The organism is Nitrospira sp., assembly GCA_024998565.1.
In the GTDB taxonomy this organism is placed as follows: Bacteria; Nitrospirota; Nitrospiria; order Nitrospirales; family Nitrospiraceae; genus Nitrospira_A.
On the sequence record JACOEM010000012.1, the window covers coordinates 70,966 to 87,466 of the forward strand.

The 16,501-nt window shown below is 56.1% G+C and carries 15 protein-coding genes, 1 tRNA gene and 1 pseudogene; 15 read left to right on the forward strand and 2 right to left on the reverse strand.

Annotated features, from left to right (window positions below; translation table 11 throughout):
- Positions 1-48: 48 nt before the first annotated feature.
- The 10 genes from H8K11_17045 (at position 49) to H8K11_17090 (ending at position 9,467) form a co-directional block, all read left to right on the forward strand.
- A complete protein-coding gene (locus H8K11_17045; protein MCS6265460.1) occupies positions 49-804 on the forward strand; it encodes a hypothetical protein in 756 nt (251 codons plus the stop codon).
- 60 nt (positions 805-864) lie between these two features.
- Positions 865-1,632: an ABC transporter permease gene (locus H8K11_17050; GenBank protein ID MCS6265461.1), complete on the forward strand. Its 768-nt coding sequence runs from the start codon at positions 865-867 to the stop codon at positions 1,630-1,632.
- 89 nt (positions 1,633-1,721) lie between these two features.
- The gene (locus H8K11_17055) at positions 1,722-2,483 is read left to right on the forward strand and encodes an ABC transporter ATP-binding protein (GenBank protein MCS6265462.1); all 762 of its coding nucleotides are present in this window, start codon (positions 1,722-1,724) and stop codon (positions 2,481-2,483) included.
- A 12-nt stretch (positions 2,484-2,495) separates the two neighbouring features.
- On the forward strand, positions 2,496-2,939 hold the full coding sequence (gene mlaD, locus H8K11_17060; protein ID MCS6265463.1) for an outer membrane lipid asymmetry maintenance protein MlaD: 444 nt from the start codon (positions 2,496-2,498) through the stop codon (positions 2,937-2,939).
- A gap of 88 nt (positions 2,940-3,027) precedes the next feature.
- A complete protein-coding gene (locus H8K11_17065) occupies positions 3,028-3,642 on the forward strand; it encodes an ABC transporter substrate-binding protein (protein MCS6265464.1) in 615 nt (204 codons plus the stop codon).
- Positions 3,643-3,676: 34 nt separating this feature from the next.
- On the forward strand, positions 3,677-4,882 hold the full coding sequence (locus tag H8K11_17070) for a BamA/TamA family outer membrane protein (GenBank protein ID MCS6265465.1): 1,206 nt from the start codon (positions 3,677-3,679) through the stop codon (positions 4,880-4,882).
- On the forward strand, positions 4,883-5,911 hold the full coding sequence (locus H8K11_17075; protein ID MCS6265466.1) for a DUF3187 family protein: 1,029 nt from the start codon (positions 4,883-4,885) through the stop codon (positions 5,909-5,911).
- Positions 5,912-6,094: 183 nt separating this feature from the next.
- The gene (locus tag H8K11_17080; protein ID MCS6265467.1) at positions 6,095-8,041 is read left to right on the forward strand and encodes a 1-deoxy-D-xylulose-5-phosphate synthase; all 1,947 of its coding nucleotides are present in this window, start codon (positions 6,095-6,097) and stop codon (positions 8,039-8,041) included.
- 44 nt (positions 8,042-8,085) lie between these two features.
- Complete coding sequence (gene ispG, locus H8K11_17085; protein ID MCS6265468.1) at positions 8,086-9,291, forward strand: flavodoxin-dependent (E)-4-hydroxy-3-methylbut-2-enyl-diphosphate synthase; 1,206 nt, start codon at positions 8,086-8,088, stop codon at positions 9,289-9,291.
- Between the two features lie 100 nt (positions 9,292-9,391).
- Positions 9,392-9,467: transfer RNA gene (locus H8K11_17090), tRNA-Cys, on the forward strand.
- Positions 9,468-9,628: 161 nt separating this feature from the next.
- Here the strand turns inward: H8K11_17090 and H8K11_17095 are convergent.
- Both H8K11_17095 and H8K11_17100 read right to left on the reverse strand, forming a co-directional pair.
- Positions 9,629-10,261 (reverse strand): annotated as a pseudogene (locus H8K11_17095) (site-specific integrase).
- A gap of 331 nt (positions 10,262-10,592) precedes the next feature.
- On the reverse strand, positions 10,593-11,309 hold the full coding sequence (locus H8K11_17100; GenBank protein ID MCS6265469.1) for a hypothetical protein: 717 nt from the start codon (positions 11,307-11,309) through the stop codon (positions 10,593-10,595).
- Between the two features lie 205 nt (positions 11,310-11,514).
- On the opposite strand from H8K11_17100, the gene H8K11_17105 reads away from it, so the two are divergent.
- From H8K11_17105 to H8K11_17125, 5 genes are all read left to right on the forward strand, one after another.
- On the forward strand, positions 11,515-11,724 hold the full coding sequence (locus H8K11_17105) for a helix-turn-helix domain-containing protein (GenBank protein ID MCS6265470.1): 210 nt from the start codon (positions 11,515-11,517) through the stop codon (positions 11,722-11,724).
- Entirely contained in the window at positions 11,721-12,434 is a 714-nt protein-coding gene (locus tag H8K11_17110; protein MCS6265471.1) for a hypothetical protein, read from the forward strand. Before H8K11_17105 ends, H8K11_17110 begins: the two co-directional genes overlap by 4 nt.
- 432 nt (positions 12,435-12,866) lie before the next feature.
- Positions 12,867-13,586, forward strand: coding sequence for a response regulator transcription factor (locus tag H8K11_17115; GenBank protein ID MCS6265472.1), 720 nt, complete (start codon positions 12,867-12,869; stop codon positions 13,584-13,586).
- Between the two features lie 2 nt (positions 13,587-13,588).
- Entirely contained in the window at positions 13,589-15,067 is a 1,479-nt protein-coding gene (locus H8K11_17120; protein MCS6265473.1) for a HAMP domain-containing protein, read from the forward strand.
- A 151-nt stretch (positions 15,068-15,218) separates the two neighbouring features.
- The gene (locus tag H8K11_17125) at positions 15,219-16,013 is read left to right on the forward strand and encodes a chlorite dismutase family protein (protein MCS6265474.1); all 795 of its coding nucleotides are present in this window, start codon (positions 15,219-15,221) and stop codon (positions 16,011-16,013) included.
- Positions 16,014-16,501 lie beyond the last annotated feature (488 nt).

A 16,501-nucleotide genomic window follows, 5' to 3' on the forward strand; every position in this document is an offset into this window, starting at 1 on the left:
ATGTTCATCGAGTTCAATTTTTCCTGTCATTGTCCCTCGGGAGTCATTGTGACCGCGATCGGCGTCTTCGTGGCAACCCGATGGGAGTTGGCTGCCGTGCGCCAGGCGTTTGCCGCGAGCGAAGTGCGGGTCCTCGGAGGGATTCGTTGCATCGTCGCGCGGCAGGGCCAGGTCGAGTGGTGGATCATTCCGATGGGGGTCGGTCCCGAGCGGGCCACTGCAACCGGCAAAAGGGTGTTCGGGGAACAGTCATTTGCCGCGGTATGGTCGACGGGGTTTGCCTGTGCCTTGGGGCAGGCCGTTATCGGCGAGGTGTTGGTCGGAACCCACGTGATCATGGAGGGTGGCGCGGAGGACGGGCGGTCCGTTCCCTGTGCTGCGGCGGGAGTCGAGTGGGTGCGACAGGCCGTGCAGCAACAGCGTCTGCCGGTGCAGGCCGGGCGGTTTGTTTCGGTGCCACGGGTCCTCTGTCGGGCGGAAGAGAAACAGGAGATCGCGCGTCGAGCGGGAGGGATCGGACTCGACATGGAAAGTGCGGCGCTGGGGTCCGTGGCCTCGGAGCGCAAGATTCCATTTGTCATCGTACGTACGACCTCGGATCTTGTCGATGAAAGCCTTCCGCTTGACTTCAATCTGTTTCTCAGGCCATCTGGGTGGGTGAAGGGTGTCGCCGCTTGTCTGGCTCATCCGACGAGTCTGATCGGGCTTAATCGACTTCGTGTGCAAAGCCGCGTCGCCGGGACACAATTAACGGCGGTATTCAGAGCCTGCGCCGAAAAGGCGTTGCGCGAAGGTCTGGCCTGACTGGGCCCAACGTGTTTCGACGGCTGAGTGTCGGGTAAGTGGACGAGAGGAGAGCGTGGCATGGAAGGTATTGCTCGTATCGGACGGTATACGATCGATCTGACAGAGCAGATGGGACGGATGATGTTGTTCGTCCTCTCCTCCTTTGCCTGGCTGACGCGTCCGCCGTTCCGGGTCTACCAAATCGTCAAGCAGCTCAATTTCATCGGCTATAAGTCAACCTTTGTCGTCGTCCTTACGGCCGTCTTTACCGGCATGGTCCTGGCGCTGCAGGGACATTACACGCTACGAAAGTTCGGCTCTGAAGCCGTGCTCGGTTCTGCCGTGGCGCTCAGCATCATCCGGGAACTGGGGCCTGTTCTGGCGGCGTTGATGGTGACGGCCCGGGCCGGATCCGCCATGACCGCGGAAATCGGCATCATGCGGATTACGGAACAGATCGATGCCCTGGACACGATGGCCATCAATCCACTGCAATACTTGATTGGGCCTAAACTCGTCGCCAGTCTCATCGCCGTACCGCTGCTGGTCGCGCTCTTTGACGTCGTCGGGATTTACGGGGGGTACGTCGTCGGCGTGCAATTGTTGAACGGGAATGAAGGCGCCTACTGGAGTTCGATTGAGTCGGCCGTCGAGTGGAAGGATGTCTACGGAGGCATTTTGAAATCCATCAGCTTCGGCCTGCTGATCAGTTGGGTCTGTTGTTACAAAGGCTTTCACACCAGGCATAGCGCCGAGGGGTTGGGGACCGCGACGACCGAAGCCGTGGTGCTTTCGGCGGTCTTGATTCTGGTGTGGGATTATTTTTTGACGTCGGTGCTGCTGTAACGTCGTGAAGGCTCAAGCGTGAGACGTGAAACGTACGAGGAGGATGGAAATGCGACCGTAGGGTACGCATTTTGCGCTCACGAGGCTCCATGATTAAACTGGTCGGCGTTGAAAAGACTTTGGGCAAGCAGCCGGTGTTGCGGGGCGTGGACCTGACCATTCCTACTGGAAAGTTGACCACGATCATCGGGCGAAGCGGCGAAGGCAAGAGCGTGCTGTTGAAGCATATCATTGGCCTCATGCAGCCGGATCGGGGTGAGGTCTGGATCGACGGGACGAACATTGCGCGACTCAAGGGGCAGGCGCTCAATGAGGTGCGCAAGAAGTTCGCCATGTTGTTCCAGGGTGCGGCCCTGTTCGACTCGATGACGGTATTTGAGAATGTCGCCTTCCCCCTGCGCGAGAAACTTCGCCTGAAGGGCGAGATCGTCACCCGGAGGGTCGAGGAGAAACTGGAGCAGGTGGGGCTGAAGGGCATGGGCCATAAGTTTCCCGCCGAACTGAGCGGCGGCATGCGCAAACGCGCCGGGTTGGCGCGCGCCCTGGTCATGGAGCCCGAGATCATTCTGTTCGACGAGCCGACGACGGGGCTCGATCCGTTGATGGCGAAAGCCATTCATGATCTGATCGTGGCGATGCAGCAGCAATTCAAGTTTACCGCCGTCATGGTCAGTCACGAGATTCCGGAAATTTTCGGGATTTCCGATTATGTGGCGATGCTCAAGAACGGCCGGATCGCCGAAATGGCGCCTTCGAACGAGTTTGTGAAGACAACGGACGAAGAGATTCGGGAGTTTATTTTTGTCGCCGGGACCGTCACGCCGAAGGGGCTGCCGACTGCATCCCTCTGATTAGGAGACGTTATGGAACGCGCAAAGCTGGAATTGATGGTGGGAATCTTTGTGCTCGTCGGGATCGCCTGCCTAGGTTACCTGTCCATCAAGTTGGGAAAACTGGAAGTCATCGGCGGGCACAATTACCCGGTCGAGGCGGAGTTTACGTCTGCGTCGGGACTCAAGCCTGGGGCGTCGGTCGAAATCGCCGGTGTCGAGGTGGGACGTGTCCGGCATATCGGCCTGAGCAGCGACCGTGCCCTGGTGGCATTGGCCATTCAAGACGGCGTGAAGTTGTATTCCGATACGATCGCCTCGATCAAGACTCGCGGGATTATCGGGGACAAGTATCTGGCCCTCTCGGTGGGCGGTGGCGGAGACCAGCTCAAACCCGGCGACAAGATTCGCGATACCGAGTCCGGACTTGATCTCGAAGAATTGGTCAGCCAGTATGTACACGGGAAGGTCAACTAACCTGATCGGTTTCAGTCACCAGGTAACGGACGTGAACAAGCCAGGCCGGTGGGGGACGAAACTCACCACTCAAAGGAGAGGTGTTGGAATGCAGACAAGCCGTTGGATGATGATCGGGGTCGTGCTGGCCCTGCAGATAGTGGTGGGCGGGCTTTCGTCCGCCATGGCCGGACCGGCGACTGATTCGATCAAGGGCACCATCGACGAGGTGCTCAGGATCCTGAACGATAAAGAATTGAAAGCCCCGGCCCGCCTGGAGGACCGGCGGCAGCGCCTGGAAAAAGTGGTAGCCCAGCGGTTCGACTATCCGGAGATGTCCCGGCGCTCGTTGGGTGCGCAGTGGAATCAATTGTCCGACAAGGACAAGCAGGAGTTCGTCGATTTGTTCCGGACGCTCTTGACCAATACGTACGCGGATCGTGTGGAGACCTATTCCGGCGAGGGTGTGCAGTATTTGAACGAGCGGACGGAGAAAGAGTATGCGGAAGTCCGCACCAAGGTGCTCTCCGGGAAAACTGAAATCCCCATGGATTACCGGTTGCTGAACAAGAGCAACGATTGGCATGTGTATGATGTCGTGGTTGATGGCGTCAGTCTGGTGAACAATTACCGCGGACAATTCACAAAGATCCTCCATACCTCCTCGTATCCCGAACTCGTCGATCAACTCCGCAAGAAATCCGACAAGATCAAAGCTCCGTAGGTCCGGTAGGGAGCGAGCGATTCCGGCGAGCGCCATGCAGTGTCACTATTTGTCGTCGATTCGAAGCTGTCTGGCGCTGGCCGGTCTGCTGCTCCTGAGCCTTCCGGCTCCGGCGGGCGCCGACACGCAGATTTTCCCGGTTCCCTCCGTCTCGACCAGCCGGAACGACGGCAACGACGCCGGCTTGATTGCGCCCATCCTGATTGCGGATCCGGACGGAGAACTGAAGTATCTGATGGCGCCCATGCTCATTCAGAACTCAATCGTGGGGACACGCGGGGTCTTTAATCTGTTCAAGTACGATCCGGGTGGGCGACAGATGCGATTCATCGCCTCGTTGACCGAACGAATCGAACGCAAGGTGTTGTTCGATTATGTCGATCCGGCATTCGGCAACGGGCAATATTCACTGAATTTCGGCGGCACCTTTTTTAAGAACGCGACTTCCCGGTTCTTCGGCCTCGGACAGGCGACGACCCAGGCCGCCGAGTCCAACTATACGGCCAGGGAAGCGCGCGCCTACTGGCGCCTCGGTCTCTACGCGAATGAAGTGACGCAGATTTCCGTCGGGCAGCGGGTCCGGCAGGTGCAGCTTCAGCGTGGGGCGATCGATCTGCCCTTTTCGGTCGAGCAATTTCCCACGGTTGACGGTATTCAAGGCGAGTCCATCATCGTGGGCCACCGCGCCTCGTTTTATTACGACACCCGTGACAGTCTGGTGACTCCCACAGACGGCGTGGCCATCACCGCCTATGCCGAACTGAATCAAAATGTGAAAAACGGCGACCACCCGGTCTATTCGCGGTACGAACTCGAAGTCAAAAAATTATTCCCCAGCGAGTCCAAGCGCGCCATCCTGGTGGTTCGCGCCGACCTGCAGGCGACGATCGGATCCCAGGTGCCGTTTTTCGAACAGTCTTCGCTCGGGGGGCAGAACAATCTGCGCGGGTTCGGCTTGGACCGGTACATCGACAAACATCTGATTGCCTTCAGTATCGAAGAGCGAATTCACATCTTGAGGACGAAACTGGCCGGAGTGACTGCGGATTTCGAGGTGGCGCCGTTTCTCGACACGGGGCAGGTCTTCAACTCATTCAAAGACGTCAGCTTTCAAGATTATCGGATGACCCCGGGGTTGGGGTTTCGCGCCATCGTTCGTCCCAATGTCGTCGGCCGGGTCGATTACGGGTACAGTCGCGAGGGCGGAGCGGTCTTCGCAGGGTTAGACTTTCCCTACTAAGTGCCACTGAGTGAACGGCCGGGGTTACTCTTGCGGTACACCATTCATTGCTTCTGTCTCCTTGCACTCCTGAGTGTTCTGCCGCCTGCTGCCGGAGCGGAAGGCTTCGGTCCGTTTCCAGTCAGAAACTTTCAAGCGCTGGATCAACTGGTCCTGGCCATGCCGGGCGAGCGGGCGACGGTGCTTCGCAAGGGCGATTTCGATGTGCGGCTGGAAGCGGCGAATACGGCCAGCATTGCCAGGGACAGTGAGGCGCAAGCCGAGGTGGCGATGAAGTTTGAAACACTTCGGGCCGGCCTCTTTCTCCGATATGGTCTCACCGATCGGTTGGAGCTTGGCGCAGAGATTCCAGGCTATCATCGGTACCGGGGCTTCATGGAGGGGGCGATCATCGGGGTGGAACGGGGCACGACCGGCGTGGCGCCGCCGCGCAAGGCCTTGCGGGAGACCGGGTACGCCTTCAATATTTCAAATAGATCCCGCACGTTGTTTCAAGGAAACGAAGGCGCGACGGGATTGGGAGACATCTCGTTCTACGGCAAATACCAGATTCTCAAAGAAACCTCGAGCCTTCCGGCCCTGTCGGTTCGGGTCGGGGTCAAGGCTCCGACCGGAGACACCGGCGAAGTGTTCGGCAGCGGGCATCCTGACGCCGGTATCGGCCTAGCGCTGGATAAGAAGTTCGCCGATAACTGGATCCTGTACGCGAATCTCAACGGGGTGTTTCCCACGGGACGGATTGCCGGGTTGGGACTCCAGCCGGTGGTGAGCGGGTTGGTCGCCGTGGAATATCTCTGGACGGAGAACTTTTCCATCACGGCCCAATTCGATTATTATTCCCCGCCGTTTCACGGGACAGGCACGCGCGTCCTGGATAAGGGCGTGACGGAGTCGGTGCTGGGGGTGAGTTATCGAATCCTTCCCGGTCTGCTCTGGCAGCTCTATGGAGTGGAGAATCTGGATTTCATCACCGGGAGCGCGGCGGACTTTACCCTCTCCACCGTCCTCACCTACCGGTTCCGGTCGTAGTCGGGAGGGCGAAGTTTTTGGTGCGAGGGAAGGCGAAATCTTGACACAGGCAGTGCCATATGTGAGGATGAGCCGATTATACGAAACTTCTTCGCTGCTTCGTCGCGACCTTCTCTATACGGCTTGTTCCCACTGAATGAATACCTGCGTCCAATTGTCATCATTTGACAAGGAGATTGTGCAATGTCTCTGCTGAAAAATATCCACAGTCCCGCTGATTTGAAACGCCTCTCCCCTGAGCAGTTTCCGGAACTGTGCCAGGAGATCCGTGAGCAGATCCTTACGGTGGTTTCGAATGTCGGGGGGCACCTGGCCTCCAATCTGGGTGTGGTGGAGCTGACGGTCGCGCTGCAATATCTCCTGGATACGCCGAAAGACAAAATTGTGTGGGATACCAGCAATCAAGCCTATACCCACAAACTGCTCACCGGACGCCGGGAGCAGTTCCATACGCTCCGGCAGTACGGCGGGTTGAGCGGGTTCTGTAAGCGTGAAGAGAGCGTCTACGACACTTTCAACGCCGGGCACGCCGGCACCGGCGTCTCCGCCGCATTCGGCATGGTGGAAGCGCGCGAGCAGCGGAACGAAAAACACAAAGTTGTCTGCGTGGTCGGTGACGGCGCCATGACGGCCGGGATGACCCTCGAAGGGTTGCACCATGCCGGCGGCACCAACAAGGATTTCATCGTCGTCCTGAACGACAACCAGATGTCCATCTCGAAGAACGTCGGGGCGATTTCGGCCTACCTGAACCGGACCTTCACCGGCGAATTCTACGCACGTATGCGGGAAGAAACCGGCCAACTGTTGCGGAAGATTCCTCACATCGGCTTGGAGGTGCAGAAAATCGCCCGCCGCGCCGAGGAGCTGGCCAAGGGGGCGATTCTTCCGGGTCTGTTGTTTGAGGAGTTGGGCTTCCAGTACGCCGGACCGATCGATGGACACAATTTCGAGCACCTGCTGCCGACCTTGGAGAACGTGCTCAAAATGAAGGGCCCGGTCCTGCTGCATGTGATCACGAAGAAGGGCTTGGGCTATCAGGCGGCGATGGATAATCCGGTCTGGTTCCATGCCTGTCCGCCGTTTGTGCGTGAAACGGGTGTGCCGGCCAAGAAAGCCGCGCGCCCCAGCTATACGAGTATGGCGATCGATGCGCTGATCAAAGTCGCTCATCAGGACAAGCGGATCGTGGCTGTTACCGCCGCCATGTGCGAGGGCACGGGCCTCAATGCGTTCGAGAAGGTCTTCCCCGATCGGATTTATGACGTGGGTATCGCCGAGCAACATGCCGTCACCTTCGCCGCCGGTATGGCTGCGCAGGGCATGAAGCCGGTGGTCGCGCTGTATTCCACATTCTTGCAGCGGGCCTATGACCAGGTGGTGCACGATGTGGCCACCCAGAATTTGCCGGTGACCTTCTGCATCGACCGGGGCGGTCTGGTGGCCGAGGATGGTACGACGCACCACGGTGCGTTCGATTTTGCCTTCCTGCGCCATGTGCCGAACATGGTGGTCGCGGCACCGAAGGACGAAAACGAGCTGCAGCACATGATGAAGACCTGTGTGACGCATGACGGGCCCGCCTCGGTACGGTACGCGCGTGGCGTGAGTCTCGGGGTGCCGATGGATCCCGAACCGACGGCGTTGCCGATCGGCAAGGGCGAGTTGTTGCGGGAAGGCACGGATGTGGCGATTGTGGCGATCGGAGTCACCGTCTGGCCAGCCATGAAAGCGGCCGAACGGTTGGCGCAGGAGGGGATCTCCGCCGCGGTGGTCAACGCCCGTTTCGTGAAACCTCTCGACACGGAATTGATCATCAAGACGGCGAAGAACGTGCGCTGTCTGGTGACTGTCGAAGAAGGCTGCAAGATGGGCGGGTTTGGTTCCGCCGTCTTGGAAGCCCTGTCGGAAGAAGGTATCACGAACCTGAGAACGAAGGTGATCGGTCTTCCCGACTGGTACATCGAGCAGGGTCCGCAAGACCTGCTGCGCGAACGATATGGCCTGACAGCCGACGGCATTTACAACAACGTGAAGGCGTTGTTCGGGGCGAGTGTGGCCACGGATGATGCAGCCCGGTTGGCGTCGCTGGTGGGGAGTTTGCCGCACGGCGATGAGCAGGGCAGCTAGTTGATGTCGAGGTGTGCCGAAACAGGACATAAGCCGAGAAGCTGATGCATATCACGAGAAAAAAGACGCGGCAGATTCAAGCGGGATCGGTCAAGATCGGCGGAGATGCGCCGATTTCAGTCCAGTCGATGTGCTCGACGGATACACGCGATGTGAACGCCACGGTGGCCCAGATCCGTCAACTGGAAGAGGCCGGATGTGAACTCATTCGTGTTGCCGTCCCTGATGACGAGGCGGCAGCGGCGCTTCCCCAGATCAAAGCCGCGATGACGGTTCCGCTGATCGCCGACATTCACTTCGACCACCGCTTAGCCCTCAAGGCGGCGGAGGTGGTGGATTGCGTCCGCATCAATCCGGGCAACATCGGGGCCTGGTGGAAGGTGCAGGAAGTCATCAAGGCCGTCAACGAGCGGGGCATTCCCTTGCGCGTGGGCGTCAATGGCGGCTCGCTCGAACGTCCGCTGTTGGACAAGTATGGCTGGCCCTCTCCCGAAGCCCTGTCGGAGTCGGCGTTGAACGCCGTCCATGCCTTGGAAGACGAGGGCTTCACCAATATGAAGGTGTCGCTCAAGGCTTCCGACGTGCACCATGCCATCGATGCCTACTATTTGTTCTCCACCCAGGCCAATTATCCCCTGCATATCGGAATCACAGAAGCCGGTACGGCCATGACGGGCGCGGTGAAGTCCGCGATCGGCCTTGGCTGGCTCCTGTCGCAAGGGATCGGTGATACCCTCCGAGTCTCATTGGCGGCGGATCCGGTGGAGGAAGTCAAAGTCGGGTTCGAGATCCTCAAGTCGCTGGAGTTGCGCCATCGCGGCATCAACGTGATTGCCTGCCCGACCTGCGGCCGGGTTGAGATCGATGTGGTGCGCATGGCGAATGAACTGGAAAAGAAGCTCAGCCATATCAAGACGCCGCTGAACGTCTCCGTGCTCGGCTGTGTCGTGAACGGCATCGGGGAAGGCAAGGAAGCGGATATCGGTATCGCCGGCGGGGAAGGCAAGGGTATCCTCTTCAAGAAGGGCAAGTTGATGCGGAAAGTGCCGCTTGAAGAACTCATGGACACGCTGATCCACGAGGTTGAGTTACTGGCCAAGGAAAAAGAAGCCGAGGCCGCCGGCGTGACTCACGAAACGGCAGCATCGTCAGATGGGCAGGCGGAGCCTGGGTGGGAATTGATCGGCCATGCGCCGGATGAACATTCGACTATCGTCCGCGATATTCCTGTGCTTCCTACCAAGCGGTAAGCCGCCGATTTCCAGGCCAACAGTGTCGTCCCAACTGCTCGACTAGGGCCGTTTTGCCGGTTGTGTTCCAGCCCTGCTCCCTTCTATAATCACCCCCCGTGGCGCCGTACCCAAGTGGCTAAGGGAGCAGTCTGCAAAACTGCGATGCGGCGGTTCGAACCCGCCCGGCGCCTCCAATCATTCCTGCAGATATCTCAGAGGGTTCGGTGATTCTGACCGGACCCTGTTCCACCCGCTGATTTTCGTTACTCCCGGTTTTACTCCCGGTTCCACTCGCACTTTTCGACGCAATCGCTCCTAAACTCGCTCGATTTACCGCCGTTCGCAGATGGGCCGGGGAGAGATGGGCGTAGCGCATTGTCATCGTGATCGTGGAATGGCCCATCAGTTCCTGCACTGTCCTGATATCCACTCCTGCCATGACAGCCCGAGACGCGAAGGTATGCCGTAAGGTGTGCCAGGTGACATCTTCGATTTTAGCTCGCTTCAAGGCTGGCTCGTAGATCTTCACCACAAAGTTGCGCCCCTGCATCGGTTGTGCGGAGGTAAGAGGACTCGGGAACAGGAATGGGCTGTGCATCCACGAGGTGAGACCCTTGACGATGTCCAGCGCGGCATCCGTCAGAATGACGTGGCGGGTCTTGCCGGACTTACTCAATGGAATGGTCAAGATGCCCTGTTCGGTGTTCAGGCAGTCCCAGCGCGAATGAAACTGCTCGGTGAGGCGTAACCCTGTTTCGAGAGCGAAGGCCACAATCAACCAGTGCTCTGGAGGCAAGGTATCGCGCAGGCTGGAGATTTCTCTATCACTAAGGAACCGTAGTCGCCCGGCTGGTTCTGAAAAGAACTTCACGCCTTTGACTGGATTGGCCGAAAGCAAACCATCGGCAATCGCCAAGTTCAGGATGCGTCGCAGGGCTCCAAAGTAGCGGTTAATCGTTCGGGCGGTTCGTGTGCCCTTGTGCTTCATTTTGGCTTGGATATGCCGTAAGTCGTCGGCGGTAATCTCGGTCAGAAGCTTCCGTCCTAGGAGCTTCGACCAGAACTTTCCATAGCGATGCACATTCCGAAGACCTGGTGAAGTCACGCCTTCCAGATACCGCGCAATCCATGCCCGGAGGGTCAATTCCTTGGAGACGGCATACTTCTCGGGAAAGTAGCGATTTTCGCGAGCCTCGGACCGCAACCGACCGTACAGTGTCTTGGCTTGGCTCTTGGAGTCCGCCCGGAACCATTTCTCCCGGCCATTCACATACAGGCGGACCCACCAACCGCCTTGCTTAAACACCACCCCACGGTCTTTACCGTTTCGCCTTGCCATCGGGCTTTCCCTTTCGGTTTTTCATGTCGGAATCCGCCGTTGTGCCAGTCCTACCTACTGAGGCTTTTTGTTTCTTCGGTAGATGTTTCTCTCGCCATTTACGAGTGGCCACTCGTGTCTGGCACCGAGGACCGCAGTATGTTTGATCAAACCGAATCGCTAAGTAAATCCGTTGGCATTCTGGGCAACGGCGAATTCGCCCGGAATAGTCGACCAATAAATGGGCGAACCGATATTCAAACTCCTTCACTTTTCGCTTTGTGGCAACAAACACATTCCCTTTTCGTTCGTGGTCCGCGCCAGGCAGTGTGACAATGATGGTGAATTGAGGGAACGTGAAGGCAGTCACTGCCTTTTCCCATAAGTTTTCCAGGCTGTGGAGGACCATGGTCTGAACCTCCTTGGCCTCTGCGCTGCTTGGAATAGTGCCACGAAACCTCTCTCCTGGGATAGATTGGACGCTCCACCCTCCTTCTGTCGCGATTTCCTCCCCATGGCGATTCGCGACGTCATCCACAAAGCTGGCCACCTCGAAAGCCAGGACCATCCATTCACTTGGCGTGAGAGCTTCTAGGTCGGTCTGGATAAACTTCAAGAGCCAGCCGACTTCGCCGTCTGCTGTGGTGAGAATCCGCTCTCTGGCCTTCTTCATCTCGCCGTAGAACTGCTCAAAAATTGCGGCACGGTCTATGGTCATCTGACCTCTCCTTCTGTAGCTGGCTTCGGCAGCTTCATCACTCCACCCCATTTCATATGAAAAAACTGGAGGTGAACGAGGCACCTTGGGACTGAAAACTCTTGGGGAGTGTACCTCGTCAATGGTAATGCATGTCAATGAGCGTTATGCCTAATAAGTATTAGGCATAACAGAAATGATTCACTCATTACCAAGGAGGTGCCCGATGGTCCCGAGTACAAAATTGATCACCATTCGAGAAGCGGCAAATCGGTTAGGGCTCAAGGAAAGCACGATCAGGAAATACATCCTGAAACGGCAGATCGCCTATGTGAAGCCGTCGGTGCGCGCCGTACGGATTCCCATCGAAGAACTCGAACGGATTCTGTCTGCCGGCCTCAGACCTGCCATCCCTCAAGCGGAAGGTGCCCGATGAGCCGCTGGAAGGAGTTCCGGCGGGAGCCCGTCGCCGGGGAATGGACGCGAAAGCAGAAACGAGGCTATCACCGCGTCCGGTCGCTGCTTTGGTTCTGGGAATGCCACCAGTTCCAGGTGCTCTGGGTCACGCTCTCCACGGCAGAAGGCGGGGATGCGGAGAAGCTGACCTACCATCATAAACAACTGCGTCAGCGGATCGAACGCCAGCTCGGCTTTCAGGGGTTGGAGTATTACCAGGTCCGGACTGAGGAAGGGCATGGCGTCCTCCATATCTTCTGGGCCTGGCGGGTGCCGGACGGGGAGCGCGCCCGCCGCTTCTGGATCTCTCAGGAATGGCTTTCCTCCCAGTGGCAAGCCCTCCACGGGGCTCCGGTGGTCTGGATCAAGGCCTATCAGCCTAGCCATCGTTCACGAAACCGTCTCAGCCGCTATGTCATCAGCCAGTACGTCCAGGATCAATGTGGCTACGTGAATATGTGTTGGTCCTGGAAGCGGTCGCTGGGCTTTCCCATCAGCCGACTGTGGGAGGAGATGCGGCATCAATGGTCGACCAGGAATGCCTACCGACGGATCAGAGGCGAGATTGAAATCCCGAGGATCGTTTTCATCAAGACCTGGGAGGATCTGCTGTCAGGGCATCCCATTTGGTTTAGCGGCACCATTCTGCAACTCGTGCTGGGGAAGGGGCTTGTCTATCAGGAGGTGTGAGGATGATCTGGCATCGATGCGATCTGAAGCTGCCGAGTCTATTTGGGCCGGCAGGTTGCAGACGGGAAGCCACCACGTATGATCGTGCGCGCAAAGCCTGTCTCTGTTCTGAGCATACGAAGGAACGGCTCTGCGAGTTTTGCCAATTTGAACGGGCGTGGGTGCGGTTTTGTTATAGGGAGCATGACGTCACATGCGAAATCTGGCTCTGTATCGACTGTGCGGGCTGACCACTCGTAGTCTCGATTCTTAAAATTCTCGGCTACCGCCACATGGAATATTCGCTCGATTAAACCAGGCCTTGGCATTGAAAGCGGACATTTCCTCAGCATGCCAGGATTTTTTCAGTTGGGTCTATAATCTATGGCTGTGATGAATTTGTGACGGACGCTATGCTAAAGGCATTCCTGCTGCCTCGAATATATGGTTTTTATGGCTAAACAAATTCTTGTCGTAGAAGACGACTTAGATATTGGTCGGCTCTTGGAGATGCACCTGACCGACACCGCATATGCCGTAGAGATCGCCAAAACCGGAGAGGATGGCCTTCAATGTGTGCTCTCGAAGAGATATGACCTTATTATTCTTGACGTGATGCTGCCTGGCATCGACGGGTTAGAGATATGTCGGCAGCTTCGATCGCTCCCCACCTATACACCCATCCTCATGTTGACTGCGAAATCCTCAGAAATAGACCGGGTCCTTGGGCTGGAAGTTGGTGCTGACGACTATGTTACTAAACCATTTAGTGTTCGAGAACTGCTCGCACGTGTAAAGGCCCTCTTCCGCCGTTCTGAAGCATTTAGAGATAAGACGCAGGACCTTCAGAAAACTATCCGCGCAAAGGGCCTCTTCATCGATGTTGAAAAACGGAAGGTCACAGTGAGAGGCAGCTTGAGGGATCTCACGGCCAAAGAGTTCGATTTGCTCCTGCAGTTTGCATCCCATCCAGGCCGAGTTTATACGCGCAGTCAGCTTCTCGATTCGGTCTGGGGTTACGGTCACGACGGCTATGAACACACGGTAAATTCCCATATCAACAGATTGCGCGCCAAGATTGAAAAGGATTCGGCCAAGCCCGACTTTATTCTGACTGTGTGGGGCGTCGGATACAAATTCTGTGAACTAGAAGGATCCGGCTTAAAGGACTGACCATGTCGCGGTCACTCTACGGCAAACTCGCCCTTGTGTTGCTCTTCCTGTTTTGTGCGGTTGGGGTTCTATACACTCTCCTAACGGTCTTCACGACGCGCATGTATCAGCAGGAAGTGAATCAGAAGCTGAACCGTGCTCTGGCCAGAAACATTGTTGCTGACCAGTTACTAAGCAGCCAAGGAGAGGTGAGTCCGTACGCTCTGAAAGAACTGTTTCACCTACTTATGGTTATCAATCCGAGCATTGAGATGTACTTGCTTGATGAGAATGGGGGCATAGTCAACTTCTCCGCTCCCACTGAGAAGGTCAAGCGCTCGGCTGTCTCGTTAGAACCAATACATCGTTTTCTCACCGAGGCGGACGCATTTCCTATTCTTGGTGACGATCCCCGTGATGCGACTCGCCAGAAGGTCTTTTCTGTTTCAGCCATACCCTTACACGGACAACCAACAGGATATCTGTACATTGTCCTTGGCGGAGAGGAGTATGACTCCGTCGCCGATATGCTGAATCGGAGCTACATCTTCCGGCTGAGTCTCTGGGCAGCACTTACCGGCTTACTGTTCGCTCTTTTGGGCGGTCTCTTTCTATTCAACATGCTCACCAGAAGGTTAACCAAACTAGCATCGACGATGGAAACGTTCGCAAAGAGCGATTTTTCAGAGGCGCTCGAGCTGCATCCTCAGGATTTCATTCCTGAGCGGAATAGTGATGAAATTGATCGGCTCCGGTCCACATTCAATCGGATGGTAGAACGAATTCTTCAGCAAGTGGCCACTTTGAAGCAGACGGACATCCTTCGGCGTGAGTTGGTGGCCAATGTGTCCCATGATTTGCGTACCCCCCTGGCATCCTTGCATGGGTATCTGGAAACGTTACTGATGAAAGAAGGGACGCTTACACGAGAGGAATACCGGACGTTTCTCGACATTGCCCTCAAGCAAAGCCAACGGCTTAGGGAGCTTGTGGGGGAACTCTTTGAATTGGCTCGCTTAGATTCGCGTGAAGCTCGCATTCAATGCGAACAATTTTCTTTAGCCGAGCTTGTCCAGGATGTGTGTCAAAAGTTTCAACTCACCGTCGCAAATAGGGGGATAGCCCTAAAGAGCAGTTTTACAGATGATCTGCCATTTGTGGAGGCTGATATCGGCCTCATCGAGCGGGCGCTAGAAAACATAATCAATAATGCTACTCGCTATACACCGAGCGGAGGGACCATTGCGATTTCGTTAAGCCACGAATCCGGCTCGGTTATGATACGAATTTCTGATACTGGCTGTGGTATCGCTGATCACGACTTGCCTTATATTTTTGATCGTTTTTATAGGGCGAATCGACAAAATCAGCCTGGAGGAGCTGGGCTCGGGCTGGCCATTACTAAGCGAATCCTAGAGCTACATGGAAGTACAATTCGAGCAGAGAGTATACCTAACATCGGAACCATCATCAGCTTTGAACTGCCCACCGTGCACTTCTAGTCTCTATTGTTCTCGACCGTTACGGGCCGCTCGCCACATCAGGCGTGATAAAAATGTGACAATTTCGTGAGATCGATGTGAAGGGGCAGGGCTATGCTTGACCATGCATTGGGTTGTACCAGCCCTTTTAACCGAAAAGGAGAACGGACTTATGAAGAGAATCAGTCAGATTTCGATGGTTGCGCTTCTATTATGCTTCCTTCCCATGTTGTCTGTAGTGAGTGAGGCGGCCATGGATCACGACAAGCTCTTAAAGGATCCTGGTGTCTACGCAACGTTTGCTGTGTTCAAGATGGGGGAGCACTGGTGGCAGATGGATCATGAAGCGCGTGTCAAGGCGGCCTCCGAAATGAAAAAGGTGTTCGAAAAGCACGCCGATAAGTTAATAGTCGATACGCATTTGCTTCGTGGTCTGTCTGAGAGAGCTGATGTACTTGTCAGGATTCACTCGAAAGAGATGGTTCATAATCAGAACTTCTTGTTAGACCTCATGGGGACCACTATGGGGATGGATATGAAAAATACTGACACCTTCAATGGCATCACCAAAACCCTAAATTATGTCCCTAGCTTCCCAGAAGAACTGAAGGGGGAGTTGAAGACACCGCCACCTCAGGGCAGCCCATACGTTATAGTGGTTCCTATACGCAAGGACGCAGAATGGTGGATTTCTGGACAAGACACCCGAACAGGCCTGATGAAGGAACACACGGATGCGACGGTCGCATACTTGAAGACGGTGAAACGGAAGCTCTATCACTCCAGCGGGTTGGATGATTGGGATTTTATTACCTACTTTGAAACATCCAAGCTGGATGATTTCAACAATCTTGTGACTGGATTGCTCAAGGTCAAGGAGAACCGTCATAATAGGCGTTTCGGTGATCCTCTCCTGTTGGGGACCATTCGACCATTGGATGAAATCCTCGATATTCTCAGTCGCTAGTCTATTTCGCTCGCGCGTTCCAGAACACGGTGACCACCTGGGAACAGGTGGTCACTTCTATGCTGGTACTCACAAATCTTTACTTCTAATACTTAGTTATAGGCTCTATATCCGCCCCACCCTGTCACCACCTGTTGGCTTCTCAGGGGGTGAGAGGGAGGAAATGCAGGGTTATTTTCAAGTGGTGACGGCGATGCGCTAGCTTGGCCGTCCCCTTGGTGAATTAGTGGCCATGCAGAGTTGAGATGAAGACTTTGTCTGCCCAGGATTATCAACTAGACGCGAAATATGCTGACCACGAAGGCCCGCCGGCCGCTCCGGACTGCCGGGGCCGGACGGCCGGGGGGCTCGGGGGCGCAGCCCCCGCTTCACTTGATCTATATGGTCAAAGTAGGACGACCCTTCCTTTGGGTTCTCAGGCGGAAGCCTAACTTTTGGGCGGGAGGATTCAGTTTCAAGGAAGCGCTCGCCGATTGCCTAAAGATTTT